Raw genomic sequence first — 16,913 nt, forward strand, 5'->3', positions numbered from 1 at the left:
CCGCGATGACCCGACTCACCCCCGAGGACCTCGTCGCCCGCGCCGAGATCAGCGACACCCTGCACGCCTACAGCCGCGGCGTCGACCGCTGCGACATCGACCTGCTCGCCGACCTGTTCTGCGCGGACGCCACCTTCGACTACGGGCACGGCAACGTCACGTCGGGCCGCGAGAGCCTGCGCGGGCTGTTCGAGGCGGCGACCGGCCGCTACACCGCGACCAGTCACCACGTCTCGACCGTGAGCTTCCTCGAGGTCGCCGACGGGGCCGCGCGGACCATCGCCTACGTCTACGCCTTCCACGACAACGCCGAGCAGGACCTCCACCTGCACGTCTGGGGCTGCTACGAGGACGAGCTCGTCGACGAGGGCGACCGTTGGCGGATCAAGACCCGCAAGGTCCGGATCGCCGGCACCAAGTCGACCGGCTCCGAGCAGATCCCCGAGCGGTTCGAGCGCTACGCGCGGGGCGGCAGCCCCTTGTAACTAAGTGTTACGTCACGATTTTGGGTCCTTGGATCGTTCAAAATCGTACGTAACACTTAGTTACAAGAGCGGGCCGGTCAGCCGAAGCGGGTCCACTGCTCCAGGACGACGAGGGTCTTGGTGCTGGCTACGGCGCCGCCGGAGCGCAGCGAGCTGACCACCCGGCGCAGGTCCTCGACCCCCTCGACCCGGATCCGGACCAGCGCGTCGGGGTCGCCGGCGAGGGTGAGCACCTCCTCGACCTCGGGGATCTGCGCGACGAACTCCATGATCTGGGCCAGGTCGAGGTCGTCGGCGAAGTGGAGCTCGGTCATCGCCTCGATGCCGGTCGCGATCCGGCCGTGATTGATCTGCACGGTGTAGCGCTCGATCACCCCGACCTTCTCCAGCCGCGCGATCCGGCGCTGCACCGGCGCGACGGTGAGCCCGACCGCGGTCGCGATCTCGCGCAGCGGTCGGCGCGCGTTCTCGCGCAGCAGGTCGAGGATGGCGCGGTCGGTGGCGTCGAGGACGGCGGGCCGGCGGTCGGCCCGCTCACCCGGACGCTGCTTCGGATCGGTCACGCAACAGAATCTACTCCCGGCAGCCTCTTCGTTGCGCCTCCGGACGTGACGCCGTCGCTCGGGTTGCGGATCGACGCCAAACCCGGCGACAGGAGTTGTGACCGGGCCCACCATGCCCCAGGCTCGTGCGCATGACCCTCACCGCTGCCCCCGCCGACCTGGTCTTCGAACGCACCGACGAGCTCGGGACCGCCGGACACGAGCAGGTCGTCTTCTGCCGGGACGCGGCGAGCGGGCTGCGCGCGATCATCGCGATCCACGACACCCGGCTCGGGCCGGCACTCGGCGGCACCCGGTTCTACCCCTACGCCACCGAGTCCGCGGCGCTGACCGACGTGCTGCGACTCTCGCAGGGCATGACCCACAAGGCCGCGGCGGCCGGCGTCCCCCTGGGCGGCGGCAAGGCCGTCATCATCGGCGATCCCGCGACCGTGAAGACGCCCGCGCTGCTGGCGGCGTACGGCCGGTTGGTCGACTCCCTCTCGGGCCGCTACATCACCGCCGGCGACGTGGGCACCAGCGCCCAGGACCTCGACGTGGTCGCCACGGCCACCCGGCACGTGGTCGGGAGCAACGGGGGCTCGGGCGACAGCGGCTTCTCGACGGCGTACGGCGTCTTCAGCGCCCTGCGCGCTGCCGCCGAGCACCGCTGGGGCGCGGACGGGCTGCGGGGCCGGCGGGTCGGCGTCGAGGGCGTCGGCAAGGTCGGCGCCCAGCTGGTCGGACTGCTGCTCGAGGAGGGCGCCGAGGTCACCGTGTCCGACGCGTCGGGCGACGCCCTGGCCCGGGTGCTCGAGCGGCACCCCCGGGTCACGATCCGGCACGCCGTCCTCGACGCACCCCTCGACGTCTACGCGCCGTGTGCGCTCGGTGCCACGCTGACGCCCGGCTCGGTGGACGCGATCCGCGCGAGCATCGTGTGCGGCGCCGCCAACAACCAGCTCCTCGACTCCTCGGTCGCGCCGCTGCTCCGGCGACGCGACATCACCTGGGTGCCCGACTACGTCGCCAACGCCGGCGGCCTGATCCAGGTCGGCGGCGAGATCTGGGAGCGCACCGCCGACGAGGTCCGCGGCGACATCGCCCGGATCGCCGACACCGTGCGCGCCATCCTGCGGCGCTCCGACGACGGCGACCTGCTGCCGAGCGAGGTGGCGGCGGAGATCGTCGCGGAGCGACTGGCCGCGGCGGGCGAGGGGAGCCGGGGATGACCGAGCTGCTCACCCCGCCCGCGACGACCGCGACCGAGCCGGCGGCGCCGTACGACCTCGCCGACAGGTTCCGCCCGGCCGGGCCGCCGACGCTGCTCACCGGCGTGCAGGCGATCGCCCGGCTCCTCGTCGAGCAGCGCGCGCTGGACCGGCGCCGCGGACTGAACACCGCATCCTTCGTCTCCGGCTACCAGGGCAGCCCGCTCGGCGGGCTGGACCGCCTGCTGGCCGAGATGCCGGACGTCCTCGACGAGTTCGCCATCCGGTTCGTGCCCGGCCTCAACGAGGAGCTCGCCGCCACCTCCGTGTGGGGCAGCCAGATCGAGCTGCCGCTCGGCACCCGCACCCACGACGGCGTGACCGGATTCTGGTACGGCAAGGGCCCGGGGGTGGACCGGGCGACCGACGCCCTGCGCCACGCCAACATGTACGGCGTCAACCGGCGTGGTGGCGCGGTCCTGCTGGTCGGCGACGACCCGGCCTCGAAGTCCTCGACCGTGCCGGCCGTCAGCGAGCGCTCCCTGGCCGCCCTCGGCATCCCGGTGCTGTTCCCCCGCAACGCGACCGAGATCGTCACCCTCGGCATCCACGCCGTGGAGATGTCGCGCAACACCGGCTGCGTGGTCGCCCTCAAGATCGTCGCCGACGTCGCCGACGGCGCCTGGGTCGTCGACAGCGCCGACCTCGACATCACACCGGTCACGCCGACGATCGAGTGGAACGGCCACCCCTACGCCTACACCCAGAGCCCGATCGTGCTGCGCCCGGCGATGATCGTCGGCGCCGAGGCCGAGCTGGTCGGCCCCCGCACCGCGCTGGTCCACGAGTACGCCGCCCGCAACGGCCTCAACGTCATCGAGGTCGACCCGCCGGGGGCCCGTCTCGGCCTGGTCGCGTCGGGCAGCTGCTTCGACTCGCTGCGCCAGGCACTCACCGACCTCGGCGTGGACGACGACGACCTGACGGCCGCCGGCGTCCGGCTGATGCGGATGGGCCTGATGAGCCCGGTCGAGCCCGAGAGCGTCCGCCGGTTCGCCGAGGGCCTCGAGGAGATCGTCGTCGTCGAGGACAAGACGTCCTTCATGGAGATGCAGATCCGGGACCTGCTCTACGGCACCGAGCGGGCGCCGCGGATCCTGGGCAAGCTCGACGCGGCCGGCCTGCGGCTGGTGCCGGCCGACGGCGAGCTGACCGCCGGGCGGCTGCTGGCGCCGCTGCGCCACGCGCTGGAGGGCTGGCTGACCATCGCGCCGCCGCAGCGGGAGCGCACCTCGCTGCCGCTGCTGCCGGTCAACCGGTCGGCGTACTTCTGCTCGGGGTGTCCGCACAACCGCTCCACCGTGCTGCCGGAGGGCTCCATGGGCGGCGGCGGCATCGGCTGCCACGCGATGGTGACCATCTCCGACCGGCCGGAGAGCGCCGTGACCGGCGTGACCCAGATGGGCGGCGAGGGCGCCCAATGGATCGGCCAGGCGTGGTTCACCGACGCCGACCACATCTTCCAGAACGTCGGCGACGGCACCTTTTTCCACTCCGCGCAGCTGGCCGTCCAGGCCTGCATCGCCGCGGGCGTCAACATCACCTACAAGGTGCTCTACAACGACGTCGTCGCGATGACCGGCGCGCAGGACGCCGAGGGTGCCCTGTCCGTCCCCCAGCTGACCCACAAGCTGCACACCGAGGGCGTCGCGCGGATCGTCGTGTGCGCGGAGGACCCCAGCCGACACCGGCGCCGCGACCTGGCCCCCGGCACCCTGCTCTGGGACCGCGACCGCCTCGACGAGGCGCAGCGGATGCTGCGCGAGGTCCCCGGCGTGACCGTGCTGATCTACGACCAGCACTGCGCCGCCGACGCCCGCCGCCAGCGCAAGCGCGGCGGACTGCCCGCCCGCACCCAGCGCGTCGTGATCAACGAGGCGGTCTGCGAGGGCTGCGGCGACTGCGGCGTGAAGAGCAACTGCCTGTCGGTGCAGCCGGTCGACACGGAGTACGGCCGCAAGACCCGGATCGAGCAGACCTCCTGCAACACCGACTACAGCTGCCTGGACGGCGACTGCCCGTCGTTCGTCACGGTGGAGACCGCCCCACGGGGACGCCGACGGCCCAAGGCGAGGTCGAAGGGGGCCAGGACCGGCCGCAAGGGCTTCCCGACGCCGCCGACCGCGACGCCCAGCCCCGCGGAGGACCGGATCAGCGGCACCCAGAACGTCTTCATGACCGGCATCGGCGGCACCGGCATCGTCACCGTCAACCAGGTGCTCGCGACGGCCGCGCTCCGCGCCGGGTACGCCGTCGAGTCGCTCGACCAGACCGGCCTGAGCCAGAAGGCCGGTCCGGTCACCGGGCACCTGCGGTTCGCCGACGGCGACCTCGAGCCGGCCAACCGCCTGACCCCGGGATCGGCCGACTGCTTCCTCGGCTTCGACCTGCTGACCCTGGCCGAGGACCGGAACCTGGTCTACGGCAGCACCGACGCGACCCGGACCGTCGTCTCGACCAGCCGCACCGCCACCGGATCGATGGTCTACGACCCGGCCGTGCGGCATCCCGAGGAGGCCGACCTGCTGGCGCGGGTGCGCACCGCCAGCGCCGAGCTGTTCGACTTCGACGGGCTCGAGGCCGCCGACCGGATCTTCGGCAACACGGTGGCCGCCAACTTCCTCCTGGTCGGCGCGGCGTACCAGACCGGCGCCCTGCGGCTGCCCGCCGCTGCCATCGAGGAGGCCATCGAGATCAACGGCACCGCGGTGGCCGCGAACGTCGCGGCCTTCCGCTGGGGCCGGGTCGCCGTCACCGACCCGGACGCCTTCCGGGCCGCCGGCACGACCGCCGTCCCGACCGCGCCGGCGGCTCCGGCCCGCGAGCTCCCGGTGCCCGCCTCGGTCGCGGCCTCCGGCCTCCGGGGCGAGGTACTGCGCCTGGTCACCCGGCGGGCCGTCGACCTCGTGGGCTACCAGGACGAGCGGCTGGCGGACTCCTATGTCGCCCTCGTCGCGCAGGTCGCGGCAGCCGAACGGGCCGTCACCACCGAGACCCGGTTCAGCGAGGCCGTCGCCCGTCACCTGTTCAAGCTGACGGCGTACAAGGACGAGTACGAGGTGGCCCGGCTGCTCACCGACCCGGCCTTCCTCGCCTCGACCGAGGGCGCCTTCCCCGGCGGCACCATCTCCTTCAAGCTGCACCCGCCGATGCTGCGGGCGATGGGGCGCTCGAAGAAGATGTCCTTCGGCCCGACCTCCCACGGCACGCTGCGGGCCCTGGCCCGGATGAAGTCGCTGCGCGGCACCCGCGCCGACGTCTTCGGCTACGCCCACCTGCGCCGGGTGGAGCGGGACCTGCGCGACCACTACCGCACGATGGTCGCCGACCTCGCGCGGAGCCTCGACCTCGCGTCGTACGACCGGGCGGTCCGGCTCGCCGAGCTGCCCGACCTGGTGCGCGGCTACGAGACGGTCAAGCTCCGCAACGTCGAGCGGTACGCCGACGCGCTGCGCGAGCTGGGGGTCACGCCCCCGGCGACGATCGCCTGAGCCCGGAGGGCAGGGACGGGAACAGCGTCCCTGCCCACCGGGACTTTGGACCATGGCGGCCACCTCGCGGCGGAACGATGCTGGATGCATCAACCACCCATCCAGCCAGGAGAGTCCGATGTCCGCCACCGTGACCGTCCACCACGCCGTCCTCGTCGAACAGGACGTCGTCACCCACTCCGCCGCCCGCCGCGCGCTCGCCGCACTGCGCATCGGCTTCGGCCTCACCTTCCTGTGGGCCTTCGCCGACAAGTTGCTGGCCCTCGGCTACGCGACGGGCGCCAACGCCGACACCGGCGCCGTCGACCGCTTCGGTCCCGACGCCTGGATCCACGGCGGCAGCCCGACCTTCGGGTTCCTCAACTTCGGCGTCTCGCCCGACAACCCGTTCCACGGGGCGTTCACGTCGATCGCGGGCGCCGCCTGGGCGGACTGGCTGTTCATGGTCGGCCTGCTCGGCATCGGCCTGGCCCTGACCCTCGGCGCCGGCATCCGCCTCGCGGCGATCTCCGGGGCGGCGCTCTACCTGCTGATGTGGGTCGCCTCCTGGCCGCTCGCGAACAACCCGGTCCTCGACGAGCACGTCCTCGGCGCGGTGACCCTGGTGGCGCTGGCCCTCACCCTCGCCGGAGACACCTGGGGCCTGGGCCGGTTCTGGGCCCGCACCGAGCTGGTCCGCAGGCTTCCCATCCTCCGCTGAGCCGGCAGCGGGCACGCCGCACACTCGATCGCCTCAGGCCGTCCCGTCCACCCGGCGGGACGGCCTGAGGCGTCGCTGTGCTCCGGGCCCAGTGCCAGCCCCGGCGGCTGTGCGAAGTCGACAGGGCCGCCGACGCCCGGCCCCGGCAGGCTGTCGGGCATGAGCAGCTCAGGGAATCGGACGCCGCGCCGGGTCGCGGTCGTGGGTGCCGGCATGGTCGGACTGGCGACGGCCTGGCATCTGCAGGAGCAGGGTGTCGAGGTGACGGTGCTCGACCGCGACGGCGTCGCCGCCGGGTCGAGCTGGGGCAATGCCGGCTGGCTGACCCCCAGCATCGCGGTCCCCCTGCCCGAGCCGGCGGTGCTGAAGTTCGGCGTCCGCGCGGTCCTGAGCCCCTCCTCGCCGGTCTACGTGCCCCCGACCGCCGACCTGCGGCTGCTGCGCTTCCTCGCCCGCTTCACCCGCAACTGCACCCCTGCCCGCTGGCAGCGGGCGATGCGGGCCCTGATCCCGCTCAACAACCAGGCCCTCGCCGCGTTCGCGGAGCTGGAGGCCGGGGGGGTCGAGGCCAGCACGCGGCCGGCCGAGCCCTTCCTCGCGGCCTACCGCACCGCGGCCGAGCGGGAGCTGCTGCTGGAGGAGATCCGCCACATCCGCGACTGCGGCCAGCAGGTCGACTTCGACGTGCTGGACGGCGCGACGGCTCGCAGCGAGGAGCCGATGCTCTCCGGCGAGATCAACGCCGCCGTCCGGTTCACCGGCGAGCGGTTCATCGACCCCGCGGCCTACGTGCACGCGATCGCCGACGCCGTCCGCAGCCGCGGCGGCGAGATCCGCGGCGGGTACGACGTCACCTCGCTCGCCCCCGGCGCGAGCGAGGTGCGGGTGGGCGAGCACGCGTACGACGCCGTGGTGGTTGCGACCGGCGCTCGGCTCGGCCGGCTCACCCGCCCCTTCGGCGTGCGCAGCATCGTCCAGGCCGGTCGCGGCTACAGCTTCACGGTCGAGGTCGACCAGCTGCCCCGCGGACCGGTCTACCTCCCGGCCCAGCGGCTGGCCTGCACGCCGCTCGACGGGCGGCTGCGGATCGCCGGGATGATGGAGTTCCGCGACGTCGACGCACCGCTGGACCCCCGCCGGATCCAGGCCCTGGTGCGCGCGGCCGACGGCCTCCTCGTCGGCGCCCACCTCGACGAGCGCAAGGACGAGTGGGTCGGCGCCCGGCCCTGCACGGCCGACGGGCTGCCGCTGATCGGCGCGACCCGCGACCCGCGGGTGTTCGTCGCGGGCGGCCACGGCATGTGGGGCATCACGCTCGGGCCGGTCACCGGCAAGCTCCTCGCCGAGCAGATCGTCACCGGACGCACGCCCGATGCCCTGCGGGCGGTCGACCCGCTGCGCTGAGCAGGAGTCAGTCGGCGGCGTTGTCGGGGCGGAGCGCCTCGAGGCGCAGCGCCAGTCGGGTCGTCGGGTCCTCGAGGTCGACCGGCACGGTCCGGGCGAGCCGGGCCAGCCGGTTCCGGACGGTGTTGGGGTGCACGCCGAGGGCGCGCGCCGCACGCTGCGGCTCGCCCCAGTGGTCGATCACGGCGCAGAGCGTCGCGACCAGCTCGCTGTCGTGCTCGCGGTCCTGCTCGACGAGGGCAGCGATCGGGGAGACCGGCGCGGCGGCCCCGACACCTCGCACCGCCCTGGCGAGCACCAGCGCGGGCCAGGCCTCGTCGACCGTCGCCACCGGCTGTCCGTCCGCGTGGGGCAGGCCGGCCACCTCGACCGCCTGCGCCGCGGACACGACGAGCCGGTCGAGCGTCGCGACCGGGCCGCCCGCGGCCGCCTCCAGGGTCCGGTCGGTCCGGGCCTCGGCCTCCACGAGGTCGCGCAGCCAGGACCAGGATCCGGGTCCCGTGGCCGCTCCGTCGCGCACCACGGCGTAGACGAGGCCGTCCACGTCGCACAGCAACGGCGCCCGCCACCCGTGCCGCTGGGCGAGCGCCGTCCAGACGGTGACCCGCTCCTCCGGCTCCAGGTCGCTGCGTGGTCCGGCCAGTGCGACGGCACGCCACGGTCCGTCGGCACTGCCCGGAAGGACGGCCGCCTCGCCCCGGAGCACGGCCCGCACCTGCTCGCTCTCGAGGCGACGGTGCAGATCGCCCCGGGTCCGCAGGCGCAGGAAGTGGAGGGCGAGCACCTCCGCGGCGGTCCGGGCACGGGCCACGGCCTCGGCGGCCGGCTCGGCCGGGACCACGGCCCAGACCGAGCCGAGCCACTCGCCGCCGGCCCGCACCGGGATCACCAGCCGCGGCTTGACCTCCGCACCGCCGGCCGGCACGAAGACCGGGTCGTCGGACTGCGCGATCCGCCGGAACACTCCCAGCGACCGGAAGTGGTCGCGCACCTCCCGGGGGACCTGGCGGCCGATGATCGTCGAGGTCCGGGCGTCGTCGATGCCGTGCTGGCCGCTCGAGTACGCCAGCACCCGGGACCGGGCGTCCTCGATCGTGACCGGTGCGTCGAGCAGGGCGGCGAGGACGTCGGCGAGCGCGAACAGGTCGCTGTAGACGCTGCCGGGCGACCAGCCGTCGGGCTCGCTGCCCGCCGTACGGACGACGTCGCGCAGCATCGTGACCGCGGCGGACAGCGCCGTGTCGTCGGCGAGCGCCAGCAGCGTCAGGCCGCGCTCCCGGCAGGTCGCGACCACCGCCGGCGCCGCCGCCAGCGCCTGTCGCGCGACCAGTCCCGCACAGGTGGCCACGGCGTCGACCAGGGCCAGCAGGTCGCCCTCGTCCCGCACCCCGACGGCCACGGCCAGGTCACCGGGAAGCACCGTCTCCCGGGTGCCGGCCTCGACCAGCTCCAGGCCGCCGACCTGCCGCGCCTCGCCCACCGCGAGCGTGGTGAGGAAGCTCGGCGTCAGCGCGGCCCCGATCTGCTCGGCGGTCATCATGAGCCGAGTGTGCCCGATCGCCCTCCTCGGGGACGCCGGGTGGTCACAGCAGGGTGCGCCAGTAGTACCAGAACTGCTCGGTGATCAGCCCGAGGACGACCAGCACCACCACGGTCAGGGCGAACAGATGCCATGCCCGCAGGGTGCGCGTGACCCGCGCGCCGGCCACCCGGGCGCCGAACAGCCCGGCCCGGGCATTGCGCAACGTCACGTACCAGAAGACCGGCAGCACGACGGCCCAGACCACCATGCAGTAGGGGCACAGGGCGCCGATGCGGTACAGGCTCTGGAAGATCAGCCAGCACACGAACCCCAGGCCGAGCGTGACGCCGACCTGCAGCCCGGCCCAGTACCACGGGACGAGCCGCGCACCCGCCAGCAGCGCCGCGCCGGTCGCGACCAGGACGGGGAAGGCGGCGACGCCGAGGAGCGGGTTGGGGAAGCCGAGCACCTCGGCCTGCGCCGTCGTCATGACCGACCCGCAGTCGAGGACCGGGTTGAGACTGCACGACGGCGTATACGACGCGTCGCCCAGCAGGGCGATCTTCTCCAGCACCAGCACGAAGGCCGCAGTGAGGCCCAGCAGGCCGCCGACGAGCAGCAGGACCGCGAGGGCCCGGTCGCCCGCGGTGGCGTCGCGTGCCGCGCCCACCCGGGCGAAGTCGTCGACGCTGTCGTCGGCGCTCATCGTCGACCGGTCACTGCGCCAGCGCGTCGACGATGGCCTGCTCGAAGTCCTCCGCCGACGTCGGCCGGAGCAGCTCGCCGTCCAGGAAGAAGGTCGGCGTGCCCTGGACCCCGAGCGAGACCCCGTCGGTCACGTCCCGCTGCACGCGGGCTGCCACCTCCTCCGAGGCGTAGTCGGCGTCGTACCGGGCCAGGTCGAGCCCGAGCTCCTCGGCGAAGCCGCGGAAGAGGTCGTCGAGGGGGACCTGCTGCTCGCCCCACTCGGCCTGGGTGTCGTACATCTTCTGGTACATCTCGAGGAACCGGTCCTGCCGCGCCGCCGACTCGACCGCGCGGGCCGCCCGCTCGGCGTTGAAATGGCCGGGGAGCGGGAAGTAGCGCGCGACGAAGGTGACCCGGTCGCCGTACTTCTCCCGGAGCTCCTCGACCAGCGGGTACGCCGCTCCGCAGGCCTCGCACTCGAAGTCGAGGAACTCCACGAGGACGACGCCGCTGCTCCCCCGCTCCCCCAGGAGCCGGCTGTCGTCACGGACGAGGCGGCTGTCGGTCGCGCCGCCGGCCGCGTCGGAGCCGGGCTCGGCGGCGTCGCGGCCGGTGAGCAGCAGGAGCCCGCCCACGACCAGGACGAACGCGGCGGCGAGGATCAGCGACACCTTCACCTGGGTCTTCACGGGACCATCCTTCGATCGACTTCTACTACTTGACATAGTAGATGGTCGTCGGTGAGCCCCCTCAGATCGGCGTCTGCCAGGTGGCGACGACACCCTGCAGCCGGGTCATCAGGTCGAGCCACAGACCGCTGACCTGGAGCACGCCGAGGAGCACCATCGCGAGGCCACCGGCCAACATCACGCGGTCGGCATGGCGCCGCGCCCACCGCAGGCGGTGCATGACGCGGGTCACCGAGAAGGCCGCCACCAGGAAGGGGATGCCCAGGCCGATGCTGTAGGCGAAGGAGAGCAGCGCGCCCCGCTCGGCCCCGGCCGACGAGGTCGCGAGCGTCAGCACCGCGGCCAGGGTGGGGCCGATGCACGGGGTCCAGCCGAGGCCGAACATCACGCCGAGCATCGGCGCACCGGCGAGCCCGACCCGGGGACGGTGCGCCGGCCGGAAGCTCCGGCCCGTGAGCGGTATCCGCCACAGGAGACCGCTGAACACCAGACCGAACCCGATGGTGGCCACGCCCAGCACCCGGACGAGCGTCACCTGGTGCTCGACCAGTAGCCCACCCAGGGCGCCGAAGAGCGCACCGTAGCCGGTGAAGACCGCGGCGAAGCCCAGCACGAACAGCGCACCGCCGGCCATCGTCCGGCGCGCGGACGGGCGGCGTACGACGCCGGCGGGCTCCGCCTGCCCCGGCCCCACCGACCGCCCGGACTCGACCGACTGCTCGGCCCCCGACATGCCGGTGACATAGGAGAGATAGCCCGGCACCAGCGGCAGGCAGCACGGCGACAGGAAGGACACCAGCCCGGCGGCCACCGCGAGACCGACGGCGACGAGGAGGGGACCGTCCATCACGAGGTCGGCGATGCTCATGGGTACCGTGCTGTTCCTGTCCGCGGCGCGGGAGCCCGGTCCCGCGCATCTACTATCGACCATAGGATACGAAGTGGGCACAGCGGGCCACGCGAGGAGGGTCAGGCAGACATGAAGGGTCTCGGAGAGCTCGAGGCGCAGGTGATGGACGTCTTGTGGTCGGCCACCGAGGCGCTCACCGTGCGCCAGGTGCTGGACACCCTGCCCCAGGAGCGGAACCGCGCCTACACCACGGTGATGACCGTCCTCGACAACCTGCACCGCAAGGACTTCGCACAGCGCGAGCGGGTCGGCCGCGCCTGGGCCTACCGCCCCACGCAGACCCGGGCGGCCCATGCCGCGGCGCTGATGACCGACGCGCTCGGGACCGGCGACGACCGGACCGCCGCACTCCTGCACTTCGTCGAGCACCTGCCCGCCGCCGAGGCCGCCCAGCTGCGCGCCCTCCTGGACCGCGAGCGCGACTGAGCGCTATCATCGCCGCATGACGATGGAATCTCGCCTGGACGCCTCGCTCGGCGACGTCGCCGAGGGCACCGCGGGCGTCGAGGTCGACGAGCAGGCCGCGGCGGTCGCCGCCGCCTGCCTGTTCCGCGCGATGGGCGACCCGTCCCGGGTGGCGATCCTGCGCCACCTGCTCCTGGGCGAGCACAACGTCGCCGAGCTGACCTCACACCTCGGCCTGGCCCAGTCGACGGTCTCCAAGCACCTCGCCTGCCTGCGCGACTGCGGACTGGTGGCATCGCGGCCGGTCGGGCGCGCATCGGTCTTCACCCTCACCCACCCCGACGCGGTGGTGCGGGTGTTCGCCGCCGCCGAGTCCCTGCTCGCGGCGACCGGCGACGCGGTCGTGCTGTGCCCCAACTCGAGGATGGCCGGCTGATGGGCGCCGGACACGGCCACGGACACGCGGGCGGACGCCACCGCTGGCGGCTGGCGGTCGCCTTCGGACTGGTCGGCTCGTTCTTCGGCGTCGAGCTCGCCGTCGGGCTCTGGTCGGGCTCCCTGGCCCTGCTCTCGGACGCCGGGCACATGGCCGCGGACGTCGTCGCCCTCGGTGCCGCGCTCGCCGCGACCCGCATCGCCACGATGACCGACCGCACCGGACGCAAGACCTTCGGCTCCTACCGTGCCGAGGTGTTCGCCTCCGGCCTGACGGTCCTGCTGATGCTCGGCGCCGGCACCTATGTCGCCGTCGAGGGCATCAAGCGCATCGGCGAGACCGTCGAGCTCGAGTCGGGCGCCGTGATGCTGGTCGGTGCCATCGGCCTGCTCATCAACGTCATCGCGCTCGCCCTGCTGCGCGGCGGCGCCGGCGAGAGCATCAACGTCAAGGGCGCCTACCTCGAGGTCGTCGCCGACACCGTCGGCTCGGTGGGCGTCATAGCCGCCGGCGTCATGATCGCCCTCACCGGCAACGCCTGGTGGGACACCGGCATCGCGCTGGCCATCGCGGCGTTCGTCGTCGTCCGGGCCGCGATGCTGGGCCGCGAGGTCCTCAACGTGCTCGGCCAGCACGCGCCCGCCGGGATGGATCCCGCGGAGGTGGAGGCGTCGCTCGTCGCCGTCGACGGCGTCGCCGAGGTGCACGACCTGCACCTGTGGGCGCTCACCTCCGGCATGAACGTCGCCACCGCTCACCTGGTCGCCGCCCCGGGCGCCTCCCGCGAGGTCCTGGTCGCAGCGCAGGCGACGCTGCGGGAGAAGTACGGCGTCGACCACGCGACGCTCCAGATCGAGTCCGACGCCACGGCCTGCAGCGAGCTCTCGTGGTGACCACCTGCGGTGGCCGGCCGTGATCGCCGCTCTGGCCCTGCTCGTCTTCGCGTTCGCGGTCCGCACCGCGGCCCTGCGGATGCTGCCCGACGCGGCGTGGGCCCGGCGCGCGCCCCGCCTGGGCGTCCTCGCATGGCAGTCCGTGACCATCGCGGTGCCGGTGTCGGTCGTGCTGGCCGGACTCGCCCTCGCCGTCCCTCTCCTGCCCGCGGTCACCGGCGACACCACCGGCATCCTCGGTGCCTGCGCGTTCCTGCTGCGCGAACACTACGAGACACCGGGCGGCATCGCCGCCGGCATCTCCGGTCTCGCCGGGGCCCTCGCGCTCAGTGGCCGGCTGGCCGTCGCCCTGGCCGACGAGCTGCGCGTCGTACGCCGGCTGCGGATCCGCCAGCGCGACGGGCTCGCGCTGGTGAGCCGGACCGACCTCGTCCCCGGCGCCTGGGTGATCGACGACGACCGCGCCGCGATCTTCTGCATTCCCGGCCACCGCGCCCAGGTCGTGGTGACGACGGCAGCCCTGTCCGTGCTCACGCCGCAGCAGCGGGTGCTGGCCCTCGCGCACGAGGAGGCCCACCTGTCGGGACGGCACCACCTGGCCCTGAGCTTCGCCGCCGCGGCCCGCCGGGCACTCCCCCGCAGCCGACTCCTCGCGGCGGCCGCGACGGAGATCGCGACGCTCGTCGAGATGCACGCCGACGACCGCGCCGCCCGCGGCGGCGAGCGCTCCGAGCTGGCGGCCGCACTGGTCAAGCTGGCCGGCGGCCCCCGGCCGGAGGGTGCCCTCGCCGTCAACGGCGGCGCCGCCGTCCAGCGCGTGCAGCGGCTGCTGGCGACCGGCCCTGCCCTGCCCCTGCGCCAACGCTGGTCGATCCAGCTGGGTGTCGCCACGCTCTGCGTCGCGCCGGTCCTGATCGCCGCCGCGCCGGCGCTCGAGGCCGTGCTGCGCGACTACTGCTCGGTCGCCCTGCACGCCTGACCCGGCCCCGGCGAACGACCCCGCTCAGACCCCGGCGTAGGAGTGCAGGCCGGTGATCCAGAGGTTGACGCCGAAGAAGTTGAAGAGGAAGGCGGCGTACCCCGCCACGGCGAACCACGCCGCGCGCACCCCGCGCCAGCCGGCGGTCGCCTGGGCATGCAGGTACGCCGCGTAGCACACCCAGGTGATGAACGCCCAGGTCTCCTTGGGATCCCAGCCCCAGTAGCGGCCCCACGAGTTCTCCGCCCAGATCGCACCCGCGATCACCGCGAAGGTCCACACCGGGAACGCGAAGATGTGGGCGGCATGCGCGACCTGCTCCAGCGTGCTGGCCGGCGGCAGACTGGCGGCGTACCCCCGGCGAGGAGCGGCGGCCCCGCTCGCCGCGGCGCGGCGCTCCTGGCGGTGCCGAACCAGGAACAGGCCGGCGGCGACCACGCCGACCGTGAAGACGCCGCCGGCGGTGATGGCCGCGGCGACGTGGATGACCAGCCAGTAGGAGTCGAGGACCGGCACCAGCTCCCCGGCCGGCGCGTAGAGCACGGTGACGGCCAGGCCGAGCGCGAGCAGCACGAGACCCACGACCCACACCCCGAAGGCCCGGACCGGCCGCCTGGACAGGAAGGCGAGATAGGCGCCGCCGGCCGCGACCGCGCAGACGAGGACGAACTCGTACATGTTCCCCCAGGGCGCGCGGCCGGCAGCCAGGCCCCGCGTGACGGTGCCGCCGACGGTCAGGCCGAACCCGAGCACGGTCAGCGAGGTGCCCGTGGCGCCGACCAGCCGGGCCCGGTCCGACGGCGGAGCGGATCCGGTCGTCGTACGTCGGGCGGTCTCGGCCGCGTAGGCCAGCATCGCCAGGGCGTAGACCGCGATCGCGGCGTACACGAGGTTGTTGGACAGCTGCGCGAGTGTCTCGTCGCCGGCACTCATCGGGCTCGTTCCTCCTGGGTGGGCGGCCGCGGACCGTCGGTGTCCCGGACGGCGGCGACGAGGGCGGTGATCTCCGCGACCGCGGGCGGCCGGCGGGTGAGCGAATGGCCGGCGACCTCGACGAGGCCGCCGGCGGGTGTCGGCGTCACCCGCACCCAGAGCCGGCGGCGCCGGACCAGCAGCGACAGGGTGAGGCCGACCAGGACGAGGACCGCGGCGACGAGGGCGATCTCCTTGCCGGGGTCGTAGGCGATCTGGAAGTTCGCGAAACGGGAGACGCCGTCGAAGGTCAGCGACCCCTGCCCGTCGGGGAGCGTCATCGTCTCGCCGACCGAGAGCGCCCGACTGAACGGCTCGTCGCCGGCGCGGACCTGCGTGAGCCCGTCGCGGTCGAGCGCGAAGACCGATTGGGGCACGCCGTCGCCCATGCCGAGGTCGCCGGTCCAGGCGGTCAGGAACAGCTGCGGGTCGAGGGCGTCGGGGAACATCGAGTACGGGCCCTGCGGCCCGACGTCCGCGGTGGGGAGGAACAGGCCCTCGAAGGCGAGCTGCGCCGGCTGGGCGTCGGGCGCCTTCACCACGCCCTCCGACGTGTTGTTGCCGTCCAGGGGCAGGAACAGCACCGGTCCGGTGAAGACCACCTCGCCGCGCCCGTCGCGGACCGTGACCAGGGGCGCATAGCCGTTGCCGGTGAGGAAGAACTTCGTCTCGTCGACGTCGAGCGGCTCGTTGGGCCGCACGGTGGCACGTCGCTGCGTCGGGTCGTCGCCCCGCCGGTAGCTGAGCTGCGCGTCGAAGGTGCGGGGCTGGCCCGGGTTGGTCCCGCGGGTCTGGTACTCCACGTCGAAGGAGTCGAGTCGGAAGGTGAGCGGCACCAGGTCGTCCACGTCGGTCCAGGCCGACGGCGTGAACACGTCGTACTGCGACCGGTCGTTGGCGAAGGTGCCGCCCTCGGCCACGGCGACCCGGCCCTCGAAGCCCACCAGCTTGCCGACGGCGACGCCGACGAGCAGCACGAGGAGGGACAGGTGGAAGGCGAGGTTGCCGACCTCGCGCAGGTAGCCGCGCTCGGCCCGGACCTCGGTGTCGGTGACCACCACCCGGAACCGCCGGCGGCGCAGGTGCCGCGCTGCGTCGGCCAGGACCGCCGCCGGCTCCCGCCCGGCCGGCCAGGAGTGGTGCTCTTCCATCCGGGCCAGGTTGCGGGGCGCGGCCGGGGGCGCACTGCGCACGGCGCGCCACAGGCGCAGCGACCGGGGCAGCACGCACCCGGTCATCGAGACGAGGAGCAGCACGTAGATCGCCGCGAACCAGGGCGCGGCGTACACGTCGAACAGGCCCAGACGGTCCAGCCACGGGGCGAGCCCGGGGTTCCGGGCGAAGAACTGCTGCACAGCCGCGGGGTCGGTGGCGACATTGCGCTGCGGGAACAGCGAGCCCGGGATCGCCGCCAGCGCCAGCAGGAGCAGCAGGATCACGGCGGTGCGCATCGAGGTGAGTGTCCGCCAGGTCCAGCGCAGCCAGCCGCGCTTGACCCGGTGCGGGCGGGTCGCGCCCCGCGACATC

At 73.7% G+C, this 16,913-nt stretch carries 16 protein-coding genes; 9 read left to right on the plus strand and 7 right to left on the minus strand.

Annotated features, from left to right (window positions below):
* The first annotated feature begins 5 nt into the window (after positions 1–5).
* Positions 6–485 (plus strand): nuclear transport factor 2 family protein, encoded by a 480-nt coding sequence (locus QJ852_24940; GenBank protein ID WGX96381.1) that lies wholly within the window; start codon positions 6–8, stop codon positions 483–485.
* Positions 486–562: 77 nt separating this feature from the next.
* Here QJ852_24940 and QJ852_24945 read toward each other — a convergent pair whose 3' ends face one another.
* Entirely contained in the window at positions 563–1,048 is a 486-nt protein-coding gene (locus QJ852_24945) for an Lrp/AsnC family transcriptional regulator (GenBank protein ID WGX96382.1), read from the minus strand.
* A 131-nt stretch (positions 1,049–1,179) separates the two neighbouring features.
* On the opposite strand from QJ852_24945, the gene QJ852_24950 reads away from it, so the two are divergent.
* The 4 genes from QJ852_24950 to QJ852_24965 all read left to right on the plus strand — a co-directional run bounded on the left by QJ852_24950 (position 1,180) and on the right by QJ852_24965 (position 7,893).
* Entirely contained in the window at positions 1,180–2,259 is a 1,080-nt protein-coding gene (locus tag QJ852_24950; GenBank protein ID WGX96383.1) for a Glu/Leu/Phe/Val dehydrogenase dimerization domain-containing protein, read from the plus strand.
* Positions 2,256–5,789: an indolepyruvate ferredoxin oxidoreductase family protein gene (locus tag QJ852_24955; protein ID WGX96384.1), complete on the plus strand. Its 3,534-nt coding sequence runs from the start codon at positions 2,256–2,258 to the stop codon at positions 5,787–5,789. Before QJ852_24950 ends, QJ852_24955 begins: the two co-directional genes overlap by 4 nt.
* 118 nt (positions 5,790–5,907) lie before the next feature.
* On the plus strand, positions 5,908–6,489 hold the full coding sequence (locus QJ852_24960; GenBank protein ID WGX96385.1) for a hypothetical protein: 582 nt from the start codon (positions 5,908–5,910) through the stop codon (positions 6,487–6,489).
* A 159-nt stretch (positions 6,490–6,648) separates the two neighbouring features.
* On the plus strand, positions 6,649–7,893 hold the full coding sequence (locus tag QJ852_24965) for an FAD-dependent oxidoreductase (protein ID WGX96386.1): 1,245 nt from the start codon (positions 6,649–6,651) through the stop codon (positions 7,891–7,893).
* A gap of 7 nt (positions 7,894–7,900) precedes the next feature.
* Here the strand turns inward: QJ852_24965 and QJ852_24970 are convergent, their stop codons facing one another.
* The 4 genes from QJ852_24970 to QJ852_24985 all read right to left on the minus strand — a co-directional run bounded on the left by QJ852_24970 (position 7,901) and on the right by QJ852_24985 (position 11,659).
* Positions 7,901–9,433 (minus strand): helix-turn-helix domain-containing protein, encoded by a 1,533-nt coding sequence (locus QJ852_24970; protein WGX96387.1) that lies wholly within the window; start codon positions 9,431–9,433, stop codon positions 7,901–7,903.
* Between the two features lie 43 nt (positions 9,434–9,476).
* The gene (locus QJ852_24975; GenBank protein WGX96388.1) at positions 9,477–10,121 is read right to left on the minus strand and encodes a vitamin K epoxide reductase family protein; all 645 of its coding nucleotides are present in this window, start codon (positions 10,119–10,121) and stop codon (positions 9,477–9,479) included.
* A 10-nt stretch (positions 10,122–10,131) separates the two neighbouring features.
* Complete coding sequence (locus QJ852_24980; protein WGX96389.1) at positions 10,132–10,791, minus strand: thioredoxin domain-containing protein; 660 nt, start codon at positions 10,789–10,791, stop codon at positions 10,132–10,134.
* A gap of 61 nt (positions 10,792–10,852) precedes the next feature.
* Complete coding sequence (locus QJ852_24985; protein ID WGX96390.1) at positions 10,853–11,659, minus strand: cytochrome c biogenesis protein CcdA; 807 nt, start codon at positions 11,657–11,659, stop codon at positions 10,853–10,855.
* A gap of 111 nt (positions 11,660–11,770) precedes the next feature.
* On the opposite strand from QJ852_24985, the gene QJ852_24990 reads away from it, so the two are divergent.
* From QJ852_24990 to QJ852_25005, 4 genes are read left to right on the plus strand one after another with little or no spacing between them, the layout of a single operon-like run.
* Positions 11,771–12,127 (plus strand): BlaI/MecI/CopY family transcriptional regulator, encoded by a 357-nt coding sequence (locus QJ852_24990; GenBank protein WGX96391.1) that lies wholly within the window; start codon positions 11,771–11,773, stop codon positions 12,125–12,127.
* Positions 12,128–12,143: 16 nt separating this feature from the next.
* Positions 12,144–12,542 (plus strand): metalloregulator ArsR/SmtB family transcription factor, encoded by a 399-nt coding sequence (locus QJ852_24995; protein WGX96392.1) that lies wholly within the window; start codon positions 12,144–12,146, stop codon positions 12,540–12,542.
* Positions 12,542–13,435, plus strand: coding sequence for a cation diffusion facilitator family transporter (locus QJ852_25000; GenBank protein ID WGX96393.1), 894 nt, complete (start codon positions 12,542–12,544; stop codon positions 13,433–13,435). Before QJ852_24995 ends, QJ852_25000 begins: the two co-directional genes overlap by 1 nt.
* A 19-nt stretch (positions 13,436–13,454) precedes the next feature.
* Positions 13,455–14,414, plus strand: a complete 960-nt coding sequence (locus QJ852_25005) for a M56 family metallopeptidase (GenBank protein ID WGX96394.1) — start codon at positions 13,455–13,457, stop codon at positions 14,412–14,414.
* A 24-nt stretch (positions 14,415–14,438) separates the two neighbouring features.
* Here the strand turns inward: QJ852_25005 and ccsB are convergent, their stop codons facing one another.
* Together ccsB and QJ852_25015 are read right to left on the minus strand one after the other, a co-directional pair.
* On the minus strand, positions 14,439–15,347 hold the full coding sequence (gene ccsB, locus QJ852_25010; GenBank protein WGX96395.1) for a c-type cytochrome biogenesis protein CcsB: 909 nt from the start codon (positions 15,345–15,347) through the stop codon (positions 14,439–14,441).
* The gene (locus tag QJ852_25015; protein ID WGX99504.1) at positions 15,344–16,912 is read right to left on the minus strand and encodes a cytochrome c biogenesis protein ResB; all 1,569 of its coding nucleotides are present in this window, start codon (positions 16,910–16,912) and stop codon (positions 15,344–15,346) included. Before QJ852_25015 ends, ccsB begins: the two co-directional genes overlap by 4 nt.
* Position 16,913 lies beyond the last annotated feature (1 nt).

Origin of the sequence: Nocardioides sp. L-11A, assembly GCA_029961745.1 — a bacterium.
Taxonomy (GTDB): Bacteria; Actinomycetota; Actinomycetes; order Propionibacteriales; family Nocardioidaceae; genus Nocardioides.

Bases quoted from the DNA above. Each gene is read 5' to 3' on its own strand.
- QJ852_24940 (WGX96381.1), top strand. From the start codon at position 6: ATGACCCGACTCACCCCCGAGGACCTCGTCGCCCGCGCCGAGATCAGC.
- QJ852_24950 (WGX96383.1), top strand. From the start codon at position 1,180: ATGACCCTCACCGCTGCCCCCGCCGACCTGGTCTTCGAACGCACCGAC.
- QJ852_24955 (WGX96384.1), top strand. From the start codon at position 2,256: ATGACCGAGCTGCTCACCCCGCCCGCGACGACCGCGACCGAGCCGGCG.
- QJ852_24960 (WGX96385.1), top strand. From the start codon at position 5,908: ATGTCCGCCACCGTGACCGTCCACCACGCCGTCCTCGTCGAACAGGAC.
- QJ852_24965 (WGX96386.1), top strand. From the start codon at position 6,649: ATGAGCAGCTCAGGGAATCGGACGCCGCGCCGGGTCGCGGTCGTGGGT.
- QJ852_24970 (WGX96387.1), bottom strand. From the start codon at position 9,433: ATGATGACCGCCGAGCAGATCGGGGCCGCGCTGACGCCGAGCTTCCTC.
- QJ852_24975 (WGX96388.1), bottom strand. From the start codon at position 10,121: ATGAGCGCCGACGACAGCGTCGACGACTTCGCCCGGGTGGGCGCGGCA.
- QJ852_24985 (WGX96390.1), bottom strand. From the start codon at position 11,659: ATGAGCATCGCCGACCTCGTGATGGACGGTCCCCTCCTCGTCGCCGTC.
- QJ852_24990 (WGX96391.1), top strand. From the start codon at position 11,771: ATGAAGGGTCTCGGAGAGCTCGAGGCGCAGGTGATGGACGTCTTGTGG.
- QJ852_24995 (WGX96392.1), top strand. From the start codon at position 12,144: ATGACGATGGAATCTCGCCTGGACGCCTCGCTCGGCGACGTCGCCGAG.
- QJ852_25000 (WGX96393.1), top strand. From the start codon at position 12,542: ATGGGCGCCGGACACGGCCACGGACACGCGGGCGGACGCCACCGCTGG.
- ccsB (WGX96395.1), bottom strand. From the start codon at position 15,347: ATGAGTGCCGGCGACGAGACACTCGCGCAGCTGTCCAACAACCTCGTG.
- QJ852_25015 (WGX99504.1), bottom strand. From the start codon at position 16,912: ATGTCGCGGGGCGCGACCCGCCCGCACCGGGTCAAGCGCGGCTGGCTG.